Raw genomic sequence first — 16,415 nt, 5'->3', positions numbered from 1 at the left:
GAAGAGGATACGCCGTGGGTCACGGTCCGACCGTTTCAGTGATCGACGACGACGGCGAGGTGCGCGCCAGCTTGCAGAACTTCCTCCGGGCGGCCGGCATGGCGGTGCGGAGTTTCCCGGGCGCGCGCGAGTTCCTCGATGACGATGGTCCCAGCGACTGCGTGATCACCGACCTGCACATGCCCGACATGGATGGCCTGGCCCTGCTGGACGCCCTGTCAGCGCGCGGCGCGACCACCCCGGTGATCGTCATGACCGCCTTCCCGACCGAAGCGGCGCGGGCGCGTAGCGAGGCGTTCGGCGTGGTCGAGTTCTTGACCAAACCCGTCGATCCGGACGTCCTGTTCGAAGCCATCGAGGCGGCGCTGCGCAAGATCTGAGATCGCCTGTGCGCCTTGGGGAGGAGGCGAGCATGAAGAGCACCGACACGAACAAGCCGCTGGTCTGCGTCATCGACGACGACGCCGAGGTGCGCGGCTCGCTGGACGCCCTGCTACGCTCGGCCGATTTCCGGGTGGCCACCTTCGCCAGCCCCGACGGCTTCATGGCCAGCGACGAGGCCGACGCCGCCGCCTGCCTGATCCTGGACGTACGCCTGAAGGACGCCGACGGCCTGGAGTTCCAGCAGACCCTGCTGGAGGCCGACGCCCGCGTGCCGGTCATCCTGATCACCGGCCACGGCGACATCCCGATGACCGTGCGCGGCATGAAGGCCGGGGCGGTGGACTTCCTGGCCAAGCCCTTCGTCGACGACGCCCTGCTGACCGCCGTCAGCGAGGCCGTCCGGCGCGATCAGGACCGCCGCGCCAAGGAAGGCGCCGACGATAGCCTGAAGACCCTCTATGCCAGCCTGACCCCGCGCGAACGCGACGTCATGGGCCTGGTCACCGCCGGGCTGATGAACAAGCAGATCGCCGCCAAGCTGGCGCTCAGCGAGGTGACCGTGAAGATCCATCGCGGCAACCTGATGCGGAAGATGCAGGCGCCGTCCTTGGCTGACCTGGTCCGCATGGCCGAGACTCTGGGCGTGCGCGACAGCGGCGCCGCACGGTATGGTCACGCTTAGCACGACATAGGACAGCGGCATGGCCGGCTCGGAGCCTCATCGGATCCTCAATCGCTGGCTGATCGCCGTGGCGGCCGTGCTCGCCGCCGGCATCTTCGCGGCCGACCTGCTGACCGCCCTGCAAGGCGCGGTGGCGGTGCTCTATATCGCCGTGGTGCTCCTGGTCGCCCAGACTGGCGGCCGCCGGCTGGTGGTCGGCTCGGGCGTCATCGCCGCGGTCATCACCGTCGGCGCCTTCGTGGCCAACCATCGCTCGGGCCCGCTGGACGGGGCGGCGGTGCGGTTCGGGGTGAGCCTTGTGGCGATCATCGCCACGACGATCCTGTCCCTGCGCGACTGGTCGGTGCGACTGACCCTGGCCGAGCAGGCCCGGATGCTGGAGCTGACCCACGACACGGTCATCATCCGCGATGGCCAGGACCGCATCGTCTACTGGAACGACGGCGCCGAGGCGCTGTACGGCTTCGCCCGCAAGGAGGCCGTCGGGGCCATCTGCAAGGACCTCCTGCGCTGCCAGTTTCCGGCCTCGACGGTGTCGGAGGCGCTGGAACGCGACGGCCATTGGTCGGGCCTGGTCACGCGCACCCGCCGCGACGGCGCGCCCCTGGTCCTGGCCAGCCGCTGGCTGCTGCGCCGCGATCCCGACGGCCGCCCGGTCGGCATCATCGAGACCAGCGCCGACCTGACCGAACAGCGCCGCGTCGAGGCCGAGCGCGAGGTCTCCGAGCAGCGCTACCGCGCCATGTTCAACGCCGCCGGCTTCGCGGCCTGGGAGTCCGACTGGTCGGCCGTTCGCCGCCGCCTGCTGCAGACCGCGCCCGACCTGACGGAGCTGCGCCAGCGCCTGCCCGACGATCCCAAGGCGGTGCGGGAAGCCGCCAGCCTGGCCAATATCCGCGATCTCAACCAGGCGGCTTTGGACCTGTTCGAAGCCGCCCGCGCCGAGGACGTGATCGGCGGCAGCCTGATCAGCGGCTATGCGGACGAGGCCGAGCACGCCCTGCACGATATCTTCTGCGCCATCGCCGAGGGCGCGATCATGGCCGAGAGCGAGACCCGCCTGACCACCCGCTCCGGCCGGCCGATCGACGTGGTGTTGCGGATCACCCTGGTGGCGGGCGGCGAGCCCTGGTCGCGGGCCCTGGTCATGGCCTTCGACGTCACCGAGCGCAACGCCGCCCGGGCTAGGCTGGAACATGCCTCGGCCGAGCTGGCCCACGCCGGCCGCGTGTCGATCCTGGGCCAGCTGGCCGCCTCGATCGCCCACGAGGTCAACCAGCCCCTGGCGGCGATCATCAACTACGGCAAGTCGGCCAAGCGCTGGCTGAACCGCGAGGAGCCCGAGGTCGCCGAGGCCCAGACCTGCCTCGACCACATCCTGTCCAACAGCGGCCGGGCGGCCGACATCATCGCGGGGGTGCGCAACCTCTCCCGGAAGGCCTCGGGCCAGGTGGAGCCCGTCGACCTGGCCCAGTTGCTGCGGGAGTCGCTGTCGCTGGTGCAGCGCGAGGCCAAGGCGGCGCGGGCGACGATCCGCTCCGTCGTCGCCGACGACCTGCCGCCGGTGATCGGCGACCGCGTCCAGATCCAGCAGGTGGTCGTCAACCTGCTGATCAACGGCCTGCAGGCCATGCAGGCCTCGCGCCGGCGCGAGCTGGAGGTCACCCTCTCGGCCGACGGCGACTTCCTGCGCGTGGCGGTGACCGACAGCGGCCCCGGCATCAGCGGCGAGCCTGGCCGGATCTTCGAGCCGTTCTTCACCACCAAGCCCGACGGCGTGGGCCTGGGCCTGTCGATCTCACGCTCGATCATCGAGGGACTGGGCGGGCGGATTTCGGCGAGCAACAACGCCGGGTCCGGCGCCACCATCGCCTTCACCCTGCCCCGCAGCGCGGCCGCCGCGGCCTAAGGACTCGGCCACCCCATACCTACGGGTGAGTTCCTTCGCCGACGACCGGCGCCAGACTGCTGAAGCGGTCGGGGACACAAGGTTTCCGGACACGCCACATAGTCTAGAAGGTCCGACGGCCATGCACGTTTCCACGACCCCACTGACCGACGCCGCCGTCCTGGCGAACTTCATCCTGACGCCGGAGATCTCCGACCGCCTTGAGGCCCGCCTGCGCGACGAGCTGTCCGCGCGCGCCCGCCGGGTGCTGGAGCAGGCCCAGCCGGCCCGCGTTGCCACCCACGTCGGCGGCTTGGCTCCCTGGCAGGCGCGGCGGATCAAGGCGGAGATCGAGGCGCGCTGCGGCGAGTCCCTGCGGGTCTCCGAACTGGCCGCCAGCCTGAACCTCAGCGCCAGCCATTTCTCGCGCGCCTTCAAGATCACCTTCGGCGAATGCGCCGGCGACTACCTGCGCGCCCGCCGCGTCGAGCGCGCCCAGCGCCTGATGCTGGAGGGCCGCCTGGGCCTGGCCGAGATCGCCCTGCAATGCGGCTTCTCCGACCAGGCCCACTTCTCGCGGGTGTTCTCCGCCACGGTCGGCATGCCGCCGCACCGCTGGCGCCGGACGCTGGCCCTGGCCGCCTAGTCGCCCTGGCGCGCGTCCTTCAGCCGGAAGGCCTCGACCACCGCGGCGATCAGTGTCCCCTCGGGCGACGGCTTGGCCAGGTGAAAGTCGGCGCCCGCCGCGAAGCTGGCATATTCGGCGTCGCGCCCGGCGTGCGAGGTGAACATGATGATCGGCGTGGCGGGCAGGCCCAGCAGCGCCTCCTGCCGGCGGATCTCGCGCACGGCCGACAGCCCGTCCAGCACCGGCATCTGGATATCCATCAGCACCGCGTCGAAGCGCGCGGCCAGGGCCAGGTCGATGGCGATCCGGCCGTTCTCGGCCATCTCGACGGCGGCCAGGGGCTCCAGCAGCACGCCGGCCGCCAGGCGGAAGACCAGGTGATCGTCGACCACCAGCACCCGCCGGGTCCGACCGGCCGTCAGCCGTGACGGGACCTCGCCGACCACCACCGTGGGCGGCGGTTCGTTGTTCAGGACATGCTGCAACTGCTGGAACATTTCGCATCACCACGTTCGGATGACGCCAGGATTGTCCGACCTCGGCCCGAACCGCGATCGTGCGGCGGTATGGCCAACCGAATTTAAGGTAGACGCGCCGATACCTTGGTATCGGTTGGCGCCCTCAAGACGCCATCGGCCACGACGCCGTGCGGCCCTTCAGCTGGTCGATCATCCGCACAAGCTCGACCACCGAGCGCGCGCCCATCTTCCGCATCATGTGGCCGCGATGGATCTTCACGGTCACTTCGGAGAGGTCGAGGTCGGCGGCGATCTGCTTGTTCAGCTGGCCCTTCACCACGCCGTCCAGCACCTGCAGCTCACGGGCCGTCAGGCGCTCGCGGCGGGCCAGGATCTCGGCGGTGGCCAGGGCCTCGCGGCCGCGCAGGCGATCCTTCTCCAGGGCGGCGGTGACGGCGTCCAGCATGTCCTGGTCGCGGAAGGGCTTGGCCAGAAAGTCGACCGCCCCGCCCTTCATGGCCCGCACGCTCATCGGGATGTCGCCATAGCCGGTCATGAACACGATCGGCGCGTGGTCGCCATGGCGGTCCAGCTGGTCCTGGAACTCCAGGCCGCTGAGGCCCGGCAGGCGGACGTCCAGCACGAAGCAGCAGGCCGCGCCCGACGGGGCCGGAGCTGCCCGGAACTCGGCGATCGAGCCGTACTGGCGGCTCTCCAGGTTCACCGACCGGAACAGCCGCGCCAGGCCGTCGCGGATGGAGGCGTCGTCCTCGATGACGATGACGAGGTCGCTGGGGGTGTTCTGCGGATAGCTCATGGGATCAGTCTTCGATCGGCAGGCGGACGACGAAACTCGCCCCGCCTTCGGGATTGTTGGAAGCGCGGATGGAGCCGCCGTGCGTCTCGACGATGGAGCGGACGATCGCCAGCCCCATGCCCAGGCCGTCGGCCTTGCTGGTGACGAAGGGGTGGAACAGGGTCTCGATGTCGCCGCCGAGGCCCACGCCTTGGTCGGCGACCGTCAGCACGATCGCGTCACCATCGCGGGCTGTGGAGACGGTGAGCGTCCGATGGTTGAGGGCGCTCTTGGCCATGGCCTGGGCGGCGTTGACCATCAGGTTGATCACCACCTGCTGCAGTTCGATCCGGTCGGCGCTCACCGGCGGCAGGGTCGGATCCAGGTCGAGGCTAACAACGGCGCCGCACTGGCTCAGGTCATGTCCGATGATCCGACTGGTGTTCTGGATTAGAGCGTTGAGGTCGACGGCCTCGACCCTGCGCGGCGCGCGGCGGGCGAAGTCGCGCAGGCGCTTCAGCACCTCGCTGGCGCGCAGGGCGTCCTCGACCATCTGCTCGACGCCGGCCCGCGCCTCGGCCAGGTCCGGCTCAGGACGCGTCAGGAAGCGCAGAGCCGCCTGGCCCTGGACGACGACCGCGCCCAGCGGCTGGTTCAGTTCGTGGCCGATCGAGGCGGTCAGCTCGCCCATGGTCGTCAGCCGCGTGGCGTGGGCCAGGGCCCGGCGGGATTCCGACAGCTCCTCTTGGGCCTGATGCAGGGCGGTCAGATCGGTGATGCCGATCACCACCCGGTCCAGCAGCGGCCGCTCCGGCGAGAAGGTGATCGAGTACGAGACCGGGATCAGCGTGCCGTCCAGGCGCTGCAGATTGGCCTCGGCGCTCCAGTGGGTCCCGCCGGTCCAGATCGTCTCCAGCACCCGCTGGAACGGGCCGGCGTCGCAGGTCAGGACGTTCTGGTGATGCGTCAGGAACGCGGCCTTCGACGACGCGCCGAACAGCGCCAGGGTCGCAGGATTGACGTCGATGATCGTGATGCGCTCGGCGATCCGGGCCGGGAAGTCGGGATGCTCGGCGATGTAGCGCGCCAGATCCGTGACGCCCTGGGCCCGCAGCTCATCCAGCGCGATCTTCACCGCCGAATAGTCCTTCACCCACAGCAGCACGCCGGCATTGTTGAACAGCGCCCGCCAGCGACGGCCGCCTTCACACACGACCCGGGCCACCCAGGCCTGGCGCAGGGCCACGGCGGTGGAGACGCCAATGCCGGTCAGGGTCCAGGCCAGCACCGAGATGTCCGGCGCCTGGCTGGCGGCCAGGACCGCGCACAGCAGCGCCACGGCCGCGAGGGCGACCACCGGCAGGCCGACCGAGGCGACGATTGGGCCCAGGGCGTAGAGCGGAGTCAGCGGCGCGTCAGGCGCGCCGTTCTGGATGAAGATCCACGCCATCAGCGCGGCCGAGGCGGCGCCCGACAGCCAGCGGGCTGGCGCATGTCCAGGCCAAGGAGTCTTCAGCTCGATCCGGTTGATCATCATGAGGATCCGTCGGACCACGGACGGCGCGATCCTGGCGGACAGATGTGATCATTGGGCGAACGCCGCTATTCACATCAAAGTATGAGCCGCGCCCGGACGGCCTCGCGACCGATACCGAGGGATTAGTCCCCTCGCCGATCCGGTCGGGCCGGCCAAACCCCTGTGGAATGGCGGGCGGCGCGGTGGGGTCCGATAAACCGGTCCATGACCGCCTCCGCCCTCGTCCTGTCGCCCGACACCGCCTTCGGCCGCGCGGCCAGCGAGGTCCTCACCCTGCTCGGTGCACCATCGCTACTCGTTCTGCCGCCCTACGACGGCGATGGCCTGGCGGATAGCCGCGCCTATGTCGAAGAGGTCCTGGCCGCCGCCTCGGCGCATGTCCCCGGCTGCGACCTGATCATCCATCCGCTGTCGCTGAGCGCCCTGCCCCCGTTCGGCGACGAGGCCGACTACGCCCACCGCGCGGCCCTGGCGGCGGCGCAGCTGAACCGGGCCTGGTACGCACCGCTGGGCGTGCGGGTCGCCCAGCTGTTCGTCGACAAGCTGGACATCGTCACCAACCGCGCCGATCGCAGCGCGCCGCTGGACCTCGACAACCTGGAAATCGGCCTGCGCCACGTCCTGGCCGGCGCCGACGAGGCCTTCTGCGACCCCGCCGCCCTGGCGGTCTGGGAAGCCGTCAACGGCGACTGGTGAGCGAGAGCACCACCACCCGGGTCGGGGCGGCCGGGTCGAAATTGTCGTCGGACATCAGCACCAAGGTGCGGCGACCCGGTCCCCAGGCCATGGCTTCCAGGTTGGCGGTCGGGATTCCCAGGCGATCGAAGTTCACCACCAGCCGCTTGCTCAGCACGGCTTCGCGGGTGTCCACGACATAGAGCCGGCAGTGGTAGGCGAAGCGCCCCTGGGCGTCCTCGACGCCGGAGCGCTCCAGCACCAGCAGGCGGTGATCGTCCAGCGCCAGGATCTCGCTGATCCCGTTGTCGCCGCGCCTGGCCGGGGCGGCCTGGATCGGGTCGAGGCGGTAGGCGTATTGCGCGACGACCTTGCCCTGGCGATCCAGCTTGGCGATCCGCGTGACGCCGCCAGCCGCGACGGTGCTGACTGGCCCGTCCTGGACTCGCGGAGCCTCCATCGAGACCCACAGCCAGCGGCCGTCGGGCGAGAAGCTTAAGCCCTCCAGGGTCAGGTTCGGCCGTGCGCCATCCTTGAAGCTGAACGGCGTCGGGACCGCCCCCTTCGCCTTGCCGTCGCGGTCCATCCGACGCACGGCCGGATCGAAACCGCGCGGGGCGTCGCCCTCTGTGCTCCAGACGAGGTCGCCGGTCAGCGGGTCGATCCGCAGCGCCTCGGCGTCCGGACGCTCGCCCTCTTCGGGCCTCAGCCGAACCTGGCGCGTCAGGCGCAGGCCCTTCGCATCCAACCGCCCGACGAAGAACCGCGCCTTGTCCGAGCGATCGTCGGAGATCATCAGCCACTCGCCGGTGCGCCGGTCGTAGTCGATCCCGGAGATCCCGCCGAACGGCGCGCCGTCGACGGCCGTCCCCGCGGGGACCTCGAAGCTCGCCAGCAGCTTCAGCGCCAGGGCGAGGCCGAGCAGGCTCACTTCAGGACGCGGACGCTGTCGCGCGAGATCAGTTCGACATTGAACACCACCCGCCGGCGCGGCTCGCCCCGGGCGCTCATCCGGCGGATCAGGGCTTCGACGGCCGCGGCGGCCATGTCCTCGACCGGCATGTCGATCGTGGTCAGGGCCGGCGTATGCAACTGAGCCCAGGGGATGTCGTCGAAGCCGACCACCGAGACGTCGTCGGGCACCACCAGTCCCATGCCCCGGATGTGTCGCATGGCCCCGATGGCGATCAGGTCGGCGCCGGTGATCACCGCCGTGGCCGTGCGGCTCTCCAGCGCCTTGGCGACCTCGGGCTCCAGGTCCAGCGAATAGGCGTTGTGGACGTGCCAGACGAGATTGCCCCGCTCGCGCACCGTGCTGATCGCCGCCTCGGCTCGCTGGCGGGCGCTGGAGGCCGCGTGGGGGCCGGAGATCACCCCGATGTCCACATGGCCCGCCGCCAACAGGTGCTCGGCCGCCAGGCGCCCGCCGTCGGCATAGTCGGCCTGGATGACGTCGTAGCCCGGCAGGTTGCGGTCCAGCACCACGGTCGGCACGCCCTCGATCAGCTTGCCGACCGGGCCGTCGTCGGCGATCGGGAACCAGATCACCCCGTCGACCCCGTGGTCGACCAGCAGGTTCACCGCCCGCTCCTCGGCCTCGGCCGAGCCTTCGGTATCGGTCAGGAAGACGCTGTAGCCGTGGGCCCGCGCCGCCTGGATCACCACCTGGGCCAGGCTGGGGAAGAACGGGTTGGTCAGGTCGGGCAGGATCAGGCCGATCGCCCCGGTCTTGCCGGTCTTCATCGCCTTGGCGCTCTGGTTGGGCCGGTAGCCCAGTTCGGCGGCGACCTTCAGGATGTGCTCGCGCGTCGCCTCGCCCACCGAGCCCGCGCCATTGATCGCGTAGGAGGCGCTGGCCAGCGACACGCCGGCGGCCTTTGCCACTTCCTTGAGAGTAGCGCGCCGGGGTGGGTCTTCGCTCTTGGCCATGCGGGGATTCCGTCGGGAGATAGCCAGGACGTGAAACCTTTCATGGGTGTCGTCAAGGATCGGGGCGGATCCCAAGGACCCGCCCCTTCCGGAAGCGCCTAACAAGGGGAGAAGACGCCCCCGAACCTGTCCCTAGAACCGCGCCTTCACCGAGAAGGTGTAGGTGCGCGGCGCGCCGACGAAGTAGCGGTCGAGGGTCTTGGCGTTCGGGGTCGCGGCGGTGTAGCCGAACTCCGGCTGGGTGGCCGTCGAGCCGCTGACCGCGCCGATGTATTCCTTGTCGAACAGGTTATCGACGTTGAATTGGAAGCGCAGGTCCGGGACGCCGGCGCGCTTGAGGTCATAGGTCGCCGTCAACCCGACCAGGGTGTAGGCGTCCAGCATCTCGACGCCCAGTTCCTGGAAGGTGGTCGGGGCGACGATGTGGCCGCCGACGCGCTTGCCGACATAGCGGGCGTTGGCGTCGATCTTCAGGCCCGCCAGCGGCTTCCAGCCAACCTGGCCATAGAAGCTGTCCTTGGGGATGTCGCGCACGCCGGCCCCGCCGATGATGGCGACGGCGGCCAGGGCCTTACGGGCGTCGCTGCCGACGGCCGGGTTGTCGTGCTTGGCGTCCTGGTGCGAGTACGAGCCGTAGAGGTCGACGACCCCGAAGTCGTAATAGCCGGTCAGCTCGACGCCCTTGGTCTTGATCCCGGCGATGTTGACCGCCTTGGTGGCGACGTTGCCGCGCACGACCTCGTCGGGGTCCAGGGTGGCGGTCGGGTCGCGTGGCACGATGCCGACATTGTTCTTCAGGTCGACGTCATAGGCCTGGATCGAGAAGGCCAGGTTCGGCTTCACGTAGCGCAGGCCGAGGTCCACGTTCTCGGTTGAGACGGGGGTCAGGTCCTTCGGGTTGATCACCGCCGTCGAGCCCAGGAAGGCGTCTTCCGGGATGCCGGCGAAGTTCTTGGCGTAGCCGCCGAACAGCTCCCACGCGGGCGCCAGCTGATAGGTCGCGCCGAACTTGGGATTGAGGTCCGAGAGCTGCGAGAACTTGACGTTGGCCTTGTATTCCAGCGGCGACTTGGCGTCGTATTTGACATTGTACCAGGTGACGCCGAGGTCGACCTTCAGCTTGTCGTCGAAGGCCCGCAGCTCATCCTGAGCATAGAGCATGGTCGTCTCGACCGAGGCGGTGCGCTCGTATTCGACATAGTTCAGCTTGGAGCGGTCATAGGCCGTGTTCTGGGCCGAGTTGATGATCGGGAAGAAGTTGCGCTTCTCCGTGGAGTCGCCGCCTTCCCACCAGCCGCCGAAGCGCAGGTTGTGGGCGCCGAACTTGGCCTTCAGCTCGCCGGTGACGCCATAGCGATCGCGGTCGCGCGGCGTCACCCGCATGTCGGCCGGACCGCCGACAACGTTGCTGTTGCGGATGGTCGTGAGCGTCGGACGGACCGCCCCGCCGCTGGCGTTGTAGCCGGTCACCGCGCGCGGATCGCCGCCGGTCAGGACGCGCTGGCGGTCTTGGTAACGGAAGGATTCGCCCTTGAGGTTCTGGTAGTACGGATTGACGTCGAGGCTGATCGCGTCACTCAGCACGAAGTGGCTGTTGGCATAGGCCAACCAGTCCTTGCGCCAACCGCCCAGGGCCCCGCCGAAGTCGATGTCCTTGGCCGGGATGCCGGTGATGGCGTCCAGCGCGCGGTCGCTGCGCGGCGCGGCCTCGAACTCACCCTTGGTGACGATGTTGAAGTCGTTGTCGGTCTGGTCGTTGTACGAGACGCGGGCCTTCACGAACGAGCCATTGTCGAAGGCTTTGACGACCTTCAATTCGTAGTGGTCGCGCTCGCTGCCCCGGCTGTTGCGGCCCGCCCAGACGTCGTTCTCCTGGTGGGAGTAGGTGAAGTAGCCCGACAGGCCCGGCGCGATCTCGCCGCTGTCGATGCGAGCGTAGATGCGGCGGAAATCGAACGAGCCGACGCCCGCCTCGACCGTCGCGCCGAAGTCCTGGCGCGGGGCGTCGGTGACGAAGTCGATGAAGCCGCCCAGGGCGAAGCGCGACGGCGCGCCGATGTCGCCGGCGCTCTGCGACACGGTGATCTTGCCGACGTTGCTGCTCTCGATGAAGCGCTGCGGCGGCGAGCCGCCGTTGAAGCGGCTGTCACCGGTGGGGATGCCGTCCAGGGTCAGGCCGATCTGCTCGTCGGACAGGCCGCGCATGTAGATCTCGAACGAGAAGCTGCCGCCGCGGCTGTCGCCGGTCGAGACCTGCACGCCGGGCACCTTGACCAGGGCCTGGGTGATCTCGGCGCCCAGCGGACGCTCCTGGATGTCTTCGGCGCCGATCGTGAACGTGGCGCGGGCCAGGCCCGAGCCGAAGCGCTCGGCGGTGACCACGACCTCGTCGACGGTTTCAGCGGCCGGCGCCGGCGCTCCGGTCTGCTGGGCCATGGCGGGCGCGGCCATGACCAGGCAAAGCGCGCTCGAAGCCAGCCAGATGGACGTCTTCATGTTCAAGCCCCCTTCAGGCGACCCGCTCTCGGCGGGGTCGGTACAATTTAGTGAAACGTTTCATATTCGAGTTCAATGACAATTTCATCACACTGACGGGGGGTTCTCTCTGTGCCCACGGCTTAGGCAGCGATGATATGATGCTATTTCCTTGAAACGTTTCACTCTATAAGCTTCCGCCATCGCCGTCGGAGGGGACATGCCGGACAACGAGACCGCGCGGGCGCTGCTGGGTGTCGTCGCCTTCCTGGGCATCGGCTGGCTGCTGTCGGAGAACAAGCGCGCCCTGCCCTGGCGGCCGGTGCTGGTGGGCCTGGCCTGTCAGATCGCCCTGGCCCTGCTGCTGACCAAGGTCCCGGCCATCACCGCCGGCTTCGCCGCAGCCACCCACGCGGTCGACGCCTTGCAGGCGGCATCGCGCGCGGGCTCCAGCTTCATGTTCGGCTATCTGGGCGGCGGCCGCGCGCCGTTCAGCATGGCCGACCCCAGCGCCGCCTTCATCTTCGCCTTCCAGGCCCTGCCGGCCATCCTGCTGGTCGGAGCGCTGTCGGCGCTGTTGTGGCACTGGAAGGTGCTGATCGTCATCGTCCGCGCGGCGGCCTGGGCGTTCGGCAAGCTGTTCGGCGTCAGCGGCCCGGTCGGGGTCTCGACCTCGGCCTGCGTGTTCCTCGGCATGGTCGAGGCCCCGCTGCTGATCAAGCCGTTCCTGCCGCGCCTGACCCGCGCCGAGATCTTCATCATCATGGTCGACGGCCTGTCGGTGATCGGCGGCTCGATGATGATCGTGCTAGGCTCGCTGATCGCCGCCAAGGTGCCCAACGCCTTCAGCCACCTGCTGATCGCCTCGCTGATCAGCACGCCGATGGCGATCGGCATGGCGCGGTTGATCATCCCCGGCGAGACCAGCGCGGCGCACGAGCCCATCGTGCTGACCAGCCCCTACCGCAGCAGCCTGGAGGCCCTGACCTTCGGCACGCTGGACGCGGTGAAGATGGTGCTGAACATCGCCGGTCTGCTGATCGTCTTCGTCGGTCTGATCGCCCTGATCAACATGGGGCTGGCCGCGTTTCCGCACGCCGGAGCGCCCCTGACGCTCGGCGGCATCCTGGGCTGGCTGCTGACCCCGATCGTCTGGCTGACCGGCGCGCCGCTCAGCGACCTGCAAGCCGTCGGCGCCATCCTCGGGACCAAGGTCGCCGCCAACGAGGTCGTGGCCTACAGCGACATGATGGGCCTGCCGCCCGGCGCGCTCAGCGACAAGAGCCTGCTGATCCTGACCTACGCCCTGGGCAGCTTCGGCAATGTCGGCAGCGTCGCCATCCTGATCGGCAGCCTGTCGTCGATGGCCCCCGAAAAGGTCGGCGAGGTCGTCGAGCTCGGCTTCAAGGCCCTGGCGGCGGCGTTCCTGACCACCTGCCTGACAGCGACGATCATGGGGGTGATTGGCGGTTAGCCCATCACTCCTGCCAGCAGGCTGTCAGGAGCGGTGTGGAAGGAAGGGCGTGTTCAACCTGGAGAGGGAACAGCCCATGACCGCGCAAATCGTCTTCACCGAAATCCCCGCCTCGGATCCCGAGCGCGCCTGCCGATTCTACGAGACCCTGCTGCAGGGCAAGGTGACCCAAGCCGACGGCGGACCCAATCCGATCTGGATGCTCCCGTACGCCGAAGGCGGGCATGCGCCGGGCCATATCTATCCCGGACAGCCGGCGACGAACGGCGCCGGCGCGACGACCCACTTCGCCGTGAACGATACGCTGGACGACGCCATGGACCGGGTCCGCAAAGGCGGCGGAGAGGTCGTGTCGGACGTCATCGACATCCCGGTGGGGTCGTTCTTCTACGCCAAGGACACCGAGGGCAACAGCCTGGGTCTCTTCAAGTACAGGACGGCCTAGCCGCCAGCAGAGCGCCCGCCGCCGCGATCCCGGCCTCTGCCGCCATGCGCGGCGGAGCGCCGGTGATCAACGCCGCCAAGGCCGCGCCGGCGAAGGTGTCGCCGGCGCCGGTGGCGTCGTCGGCTTCCAGGGGCGTGACGGGGAGGTCGAACGCTTCGCCGGCCGCCTCGACGTGGACGCCGTCGGCGCCGCGAGTCTCGAACAAGGTCTGGCTAGAGTTTGCGCTTTCGCGGCCGGCCTCCAGCCAGGCGCGTTCGCCGGCGTTGCAGAAGATCACATCGACTCGCGCCGTCAGTCGCGCCACGAGGGCGGGCGGGAAGCAGGCTGGGTCGTCCTTGGCTATCCAGGCCAGACGGGGGCTTTCGAGGGCGAGCAGGCGCGTGGTGATGTCCGGCGGGCCGGCCGCGATCACCAGCCATTCGGCGTCGGCGGCGAGTCGCAGTTGGGTCTCGGTCAGCGTGGCGGGTCCCGGTCGCAGCAGACAGCCGTAGCTGCCGTCGGCATTGTAGATCAGCAGGCACCGCGTCGATGGCGCCCCGGGCATGACCGCGACGCCGTCCAGCGAGACGCAGGCCGCCTGGTAGGCCAACCCGTCCGCGTCATCACCGATCCAGGTCAAGGGCGCGGCGGCCACGCCCGCCTTCGCCAGAGCCGCGCTGGCGTAGAGCGCCGCGCCGCCGGCGCGGGGCCAGGCGGCTTCGCGCATCAGCCGCGTGCCGCGACCGGTGAAGTCGCCCTCGACCCGGACCACGTAGTCGATCGTCGCGAACCCCGCGACCACCACCCGCACCATCGACCGCCCTCTCGTTTCAGCGACTTGACTGAAACGTTTCACTAGATAGTTTGCAAGGACATTCTGACCTTCGGACACCTCCATGCAGCCGCCCAGTTTCATCGCGTTCACCGGCGTCGATCGCCTCGAGCTGCTGCCCGGCCTCAAGGCGTTGTCGGCCCGCTATCCGATCGAGTGGGGCGTGCTGGTCGATCCGGCCCAGGAAGACAGCGCCCTGTTCCCGCCTGCCAAAATCCGCGACGCCCTGCTGGCCGAGCGCGACCTGCGCTGGGCGGCCCATGTGTGCGGCGAGGCCGCCAAGGCGATCGTGGCCAGCCCCCTGACCGCGCCTCCGCCGCCGGCCGGTATCCAGCGCGTGCAGGTCAATCACAGCTTCAAGGGCAGCACCCCGGTCCAGACCGCCGCCGCCCGCGACTATGGCCGCCGTCTGGGCGTGCGGGCCGTGCTGCAGTGCTCGGCCGCCTTCCCGGTCAGCCAGACGGGCGTCGACTGGCTGTACGACGTCTCGTTCGGCACGGGCGCGCGGCCCGATCGCTGGCCCGCGCCGCCGCCGGCCGAGGGTCCGTTCTGCGGCTATTCCGGCGGCATCGGCCCCGACACGGTCGTTGAGATCCTGGCCCGCATCGCCGCGCCTGACGGCGCGCTCTATTGGATCGACATGGAGTCGGGCGTGCGCACCGACGGCGCCTTCGACCTGGCCAAGTGCGAGGCCGTCTGCCGCGCGGTCTACGGATGACCACCGCGCCGAGGCTGGTGATCCTCGACACCGATCCGGGCGTCGACGACGCCTTGGCCCTGCTCTATCTGCGCGCCCGGCGGGACTTGCGGCTGCTGGCCATCACCACGGTGTTCGGCAACGCCGACGTCGAGACCACGACCCGCAACGCCCTGTGGCTGCGGGCGCGGCTGAGCCTGAGGACGCCTGTTCACCAAGGGGCCGACGCGCCGCTGGCTCGCCCACGCGGCCCCTCCCCCGTCCACGTCCACGGCGAGAACGGCCTGGGCGATATCGACCTCTCCGGCCCTGTCCTGCCACCGGCCGATCCCGGCTCGGCGCACGAGAAGATCATCGAACTGGTCCGCGCCCATCCCGGCCAGGTGACCCTCGTGGCGATCGGCCCGCTGACCAACCTGGCCCTGACCCTGCGCGCCGCGCCGGACATCGCCGGCCTGGTCGCCGAGGTCGTGGTCATGGGCGGCACCTTCGCGCGCGGGAACATCACCCCGTTCGCCGAGGCCAACCTCCACAACGACCCCGAAGCGGCCGCCGAGGTGCTCGCCGCGCCCTGGCCGCTGACCCTCGTCCCGCTCGACGCGACCATGCCCTGCGTCCTGACCGACGTCGCCGCCCGCGAGATGGCCGAGACCAACGAGACGGGCCGCTTCGTCCACGATGTCACCCGAGGCTACGCCGCCACCTATGCCCGCCACGAGGGCCTGGACGGCTGTGTGCTGCACGACGTCGCCGCCCTGGTGCGCCTGACCCATCCCGAGCTGTTCACGGTGCGCTCAGCGCCGGTCGCTGTGACCCTGGACGGCGAGCGCCTGGGCCAGACGACCTGGTCCGAGCAGGGCCCGATCCGGCAGGTCTGCGTGGACGCCGACGGGCCTGAGCTGGCGCGGCACTTCCAGCGGACGCTGGCTTAAATCCGAGCTTCCGGCTTAGCTGGCGAACCCAACCGGAGTCGCTCATGCCGTTGCTTGCCCTGCTCGCCGCCCTCGCCTTGTCCCCTGCCGTCGAGGTTCCGGCCCAACCGGCCCTGACCCAGGCGATCGCGGCGCGGGACACAGTCCTGTTCGACGTGATGTTCGCCGGCTGCGATCCCGCCACGCTGACGAGCATGGTGACCGACGACATGGAGTTCTATCACGACAAGGGTGGGCTGATGGCCCACGACGCCTTCATCGCCGACTACGCCAAGAGCTGCGTGGCCAAGAAGGCCCCGGACGCCTGGCGGTCGCGCCGCGAGCTGGTCGCCGGCACGATGAAGGTCTACGCCATCCCCGGTTTCGGCGCGGTCGAGGAAGGCGCGCACGTCTTCTACGAACGCAAGGGCGACGGCCCCGAGCGGCTGGCCGGCAAGGCGCGGTTCTCGATCCTGTGGAAACTGGACACCGACGGCCAGTGGCGCATGGCGCGGACCTTCAGCATCGACCACGCAGCCATCCCATAAAAAAGGAGGCCGGCGCTTTCGCACCGGCCCTGAGGGGAGGCTAGTCAGGCCTGACGACGGGGGATAGGACCCGCCGC

At 69.5% G+C, this 16,415-nt stretch carries 17 protein-coding genes; 10 read left to right on the top strand and 7 right to left on the bottom strand.

Annotated features, from left to right (window positions below):
• Positions 1–14: 14 nt before the first annotated feature.
• The 4 genes from AC07NI_RS17110 to AC07NI_RS17095 all read left to right on the top strand — a co-directional run bounded on the left by AC07NI_RS17110 (position 15) and on the right by AC07NI_RS17095 (position 3,600).
• Positions 15–380, top strand: a complete 366-nt coding sequence (locus AC07NI_RS17110) for a response regulator transcription factor (RefSeq protein ID WP_494621247.1) — start codon at positions 15–17, stop codon at positions 378–380.
• A gap of 32 nt (positions 381–412) precedes the next feature.
• Positions 413–1,066 carry a response regulator transcription factor gene (locus tag AC07NI_RS17105; RefSeq protein WP_494621245.1) on the top strand — a complete coding sequence of 218 codons (654 nt, stop codon included), beginning with the start codon at positions 413–415 and terminating at the stop codon, positions 1,064–1,066.
• Positions 1,067–1,085: 19 nt separating this feature from the next.
• Positions 1,086–2,975 (top strand): PAS domain-containing sensor histidine kinase, encoded by a 1,890-nt coding sequence (locus tag AC07NI_RS17100; protein WP_494621243.1) that lies wholly within the window; start codon positions 1,086–1,088, stop codon positions 2,973–2,975.
• A gap of 121 nt (positions 2,976–3,096) precedes the next feature.
• Positions 3,097–3,600 (top strand): helix-turn-helix transcriptional regulator, encoded by a 504-nt coding sequence (locus AC07NI_RS17095; protein ID WP_494621241.1) that lies wholly within the window; start codon positions 3,097–3,099, stop codon positions 3,598–3,600.
• Here the strand turns inward: AC07NI_RS17095 and AC07NI_RS17090 are convergent.
• From AC07NI_RS17090 to AC07NI_RS17080, 3 genes are all read right to left on the bottom strand, one after another.
• On the bottom strand, positions 3,597–4,079 hold the full coding sequence (locus AC07NI_RS17090; RefSeq protein ID WP_494621239.1) for a response regulator: 483 nt from the start codon (positions 4,077–4,079) through the stop codon (positions 3,597–3,599). The two genes, AC07NI_RS17095 and AC07NI_RS17090, sit on opposite strands and share 4 nt — an antisense overlap.
• 124 nt (positions 4,080–4,203) lie before the next feature.
• Positions 4,204–4,857, bottom strand: a complete 654-nt coding sequence (locus AC07NI_RS17085; RefSeq protein WP_494621237.1) for a response regulator transcription factor — start codon at positions 4,855–4,857, stop codon at positions 4,204–4,206.
• A 4-nt stretch (positions 4,858–4,861) separates the two neighbouring features.
• Positions 4,862–6,391, bottom strand: coding sequence for a sensor histidine kinase (locus AC07NI_RS17080; protein WP_494621235.1), 1,530 nt, complete (start codon positions 6,389–6,391; stop codon positions 4,862–4,864).
• Positions 6,392–6,577: 186 nt separating this feature from the next.
• Between AC07NI_RS17080 and AC07NI_RS17075 the strand changes: the two genes are divergently transcribed.
• Positions 6,578–7,069, top strand: coding sequence for a hypothetical protein (locus AC07NI_RS17075; protein WP_494621233.1), 492 nt, complete (start codon positions 6,578–6,580; stop codon positions 7,067–7,069).
• Here AC07NI_RS17075 and AC07NI_RS17070 read toward each other — a convergent pair.
• The 3 genes from AC07NI_RS17070 to AC07NI_RS17060 all read right to left on the bottom strand — a co-directional run bounded on the left by AC07NI_RS17070 (position 7,053) and on the right by AC07NI_RS17060 (position 11,473).
• On the bottom strand, positions 7,053–7,979 hold the full coding sequence (locus AC07NI_RS17070; protein WP_494621231.1) for an esterase-like activity of phytase family protein: 927 nt from the start codon (positions 7,977–7,979) through the stop codon (positions 7,053–7,055). The two genes, AC07NI_RS17075 and AC07NI_RS17070, sit on opposite strands and share 17 nt — an antisense overlap.
• On the bottom strand, positions 7,976–8,977 hold the full coding sequence (locus AC07NI_RS17065; protein WP_494621230.1) for a LacI family DNA-binding transcriptional regulator: 1,002 nt from the start codon (positions 8,975–8,977) through the stop codon (positions 7,976–7,978). The genes AC07NI_RS17070 and AC07NI_RS17065 overlap by 4 nt, the downstream gene beginning before the upstream one ends.
• Positions 8,978–9,109: 132 nt before the next feature.
• A complete protein-coding gene (locus tag AC07NI_RS17060) occupies positions 9,110–11,473 on the bottom strand; it encodes a TonB-dependent receptor (RefSeq protein WP_494621228.1) in 2,364 nt (787 codons plus the stop codon).
• Positions 11,474–11,672: 199 nt separating this feature from the next.
• On the opposite strand from AC07NI_RS17060, the gene AC07NI_RS17055 reads away from it, so the two are divergent.
• Positions 11,673–12,926 carry a NupC/NupG family nucleoside CNT transporter gene (locus tag AC07NI_RS17055; RefSeq protein WP_494621226.1) on the top strand — a complete coding sequence of 418 codons (1,254 nt, stop codon included), beginning with the start codon at positions 11,673–11,675 and terminating at the stop codon, positions 12,924–12,926.
• A 76-nt stretch (positions 12,927–13,002) separates the two neighbouring features.
• The gene (locus AC07NI_RS17050; protein ID WP_494621225.1) at positions 13,003–13,371 is read left to right on the top strand and encodes a VOC family protein; all 369 of its coding nucleotides are present in this window, start codon (positions 13,003–13,005) and stop codon (positions 13,369–13,371) included.
• Here AC07NI_RS17050 and AC07NI_RS17045 read toward each other — a convergent pair.
• Positions 13,352–14,164 (bottom strand): carbohydrate kinase family protein, encoded by an 813-nt coding sequence (locus AC07NI_RS17045; RefSeq protein WP_494621223.1) that lies wholly within the window; start codon positions 14,162–14,164, stop codon positions 13,352–13,354. The two genes, AC07NI_RS17050 and AC07NI_RS17045, sit on opposite strands and share 20 nt — an antisense overlap.
• Before the next feature lie 82 nt (positions 14,165–14,246).
• Between AC07NI_RS17045 and AC07NI_RS17040 the strand changes: the two genes are divergently transcribed.
• Genes AC07NI_RS17040 through AC07NI_RS17030 form a run of 3 tightly spaced genes read left to right on the top strand, consistent with a single transcriptional unit; the run spans position 14,247 to position 16,338 of the window.
• Entirely contained in the window at positions 14,247–14,900 is a 654-nt protein-coding gene (locus AC07NI_RS17040) for a phosphoribosylanthranilate isomerase (RefSeq protein WP_494621221.1), read from the top strand.
• Positions 14,897–15,811 (top strand): nucleoside hydrolase, encoded by a 915-nt coding sequence (locus AC07NI_RS17035; RefSeq protein ID WP_494621219.1) that lies wholly within the window; start codon positions 14,897–14,899, stop codon positions 15,809–15,811. The genes AC07NI_RS17040 and AC07NI_RS17035 overlap by 4 nt, the downstream gene beginning before the upstream one ends.
• Positions 15,812–15,855: 44 nt before the next feature.
• Entirely contained in the window at positions 15,856–16,338 is a 483-nt protein-coding gene (locus AC07NI_RS17030) for a nuclear transport factor 2 family protein (protein WP_494621217.1), read from the top strand.
• Positions 16,339–16,415: the final 77 nt, after the last annotated feature.

It is taken from the genome of Caulobacter sp. GW821-FHT10E02, from assembly GCF_059415225.1.
Note: the sequence above shows the minus strand (reverse complement) of the source record. Positions and strands in the feature narration are given on the sequence as shown.

What these genes read in the sequence shown, in the direction of transcription:
- AC07NI_RS17085 (WP_494621237.1), bottom strand. Translation starts at nt 4,857, where the DNA reads ATGAGCTATCCGCAGAACACCCCCAGCGACCTCGTCATCGTCATCGAG.
- AC07NI_RS17065 (WP_494621230.1), bottom strand. Translation starts at nt 8,977, where the DNA reads ATGGCCAAGAGCGAAGACCCACCCCGGCGCGCTACTCTCAAGGAAGTG.
- AC07NI_RS17075 (WP_494621233.1), top strand. Translation starts at nt 6,578, where the DNA reads ATGACCGCCTCCGCCCTCGTCCTGTCGCCCGACACCGCCTTCGGCCGC.
- AC07NI_RS17055 (WP_494621226.1), top strand. Translation starts at nt 11,673, where the DNA reads ATGCCGGACAACGAGACCGCGCGGGCGCTGCTGGGTGTCGTCGCCTTC.
- AC07NI_RS17045 (WP_494621223.1), bottom strand. Translation starts at nt 14,164, where the DNA reads ATGGTGCGGGTGGTGGTCGCGGGGTTCGCGACGATCGACTACGTGGTC.
- AC07NI_RS17095 (WP_494621241.1), top strand. Translation starts at nt 3,097, where the DNA reads ATGCACGTTTCCACGACCCCACTGACCGACGCCGCCGTCCTGGCGAAC.
- AC07NI_RS17100 (WP_494621243.1), top strand. Translation starts at nt 1,086, where the DNA reads ATGGCCGGCTCGGAGCCTCATCGGATCCTCAATCGCTGGCTGATCGCC.
- AC07NI_RS17105 (WP_494621245.1), top strand. Translation starts at nt 413, where the DNA reads ATGAAGAGCACCGACACGAACAAGCCGCTGGTCTGCGTCATCGACGAC.
- AC07NI_RS17090 (WP_494621239.1), bottom strand. Translation starts at nt 4,079, where the DNA reads ATGTTCCAGCAGTTGCAGCATGTCCTGAACAACGAACCGCCGCCCACG.
- AC07NI_RS17035 (WP_494621219.1), top strand. Translation starts at nt 14,897, where the DNA reads ATGACCACCGCGCCGAGGCTGGTGATCCTCGACACCGATCCGGGCGTC.
- AC07NI_RS17040 (WP_494621221.1), top strand. Translation starts at nt 14,247, where the DNA reads ATGCAGCCGCCCAGTTTCATCGCGTTCACCGGCGTCGATCGCCTCGAG.
- AC07NI_RS17050 (WP_494621225.1), top strand. Translation starts at nt 13,003, where the DNA reads ATGACCGCGCAAATCGTCTTCACCGAAATCCCCGCCTCGGATCCCGAG.
- AC07NI_RS17060 (WP_494621228.1), bottom strand. Translation starts at nt 11,473, where the DNA reads ATGAAGACGTCCATCTGGCTGGCTTCGAGCGCGCTTTGCCTGGTCATG.
- AC07NI_RS17030 (WP_494621217.1), top strand. Translation starts at nt 15,856, where the DNA reads ATGCCGTTGCTTGCCCTGCTCGCCGCCCTCGCCTTGTCCCCTGCCGTC.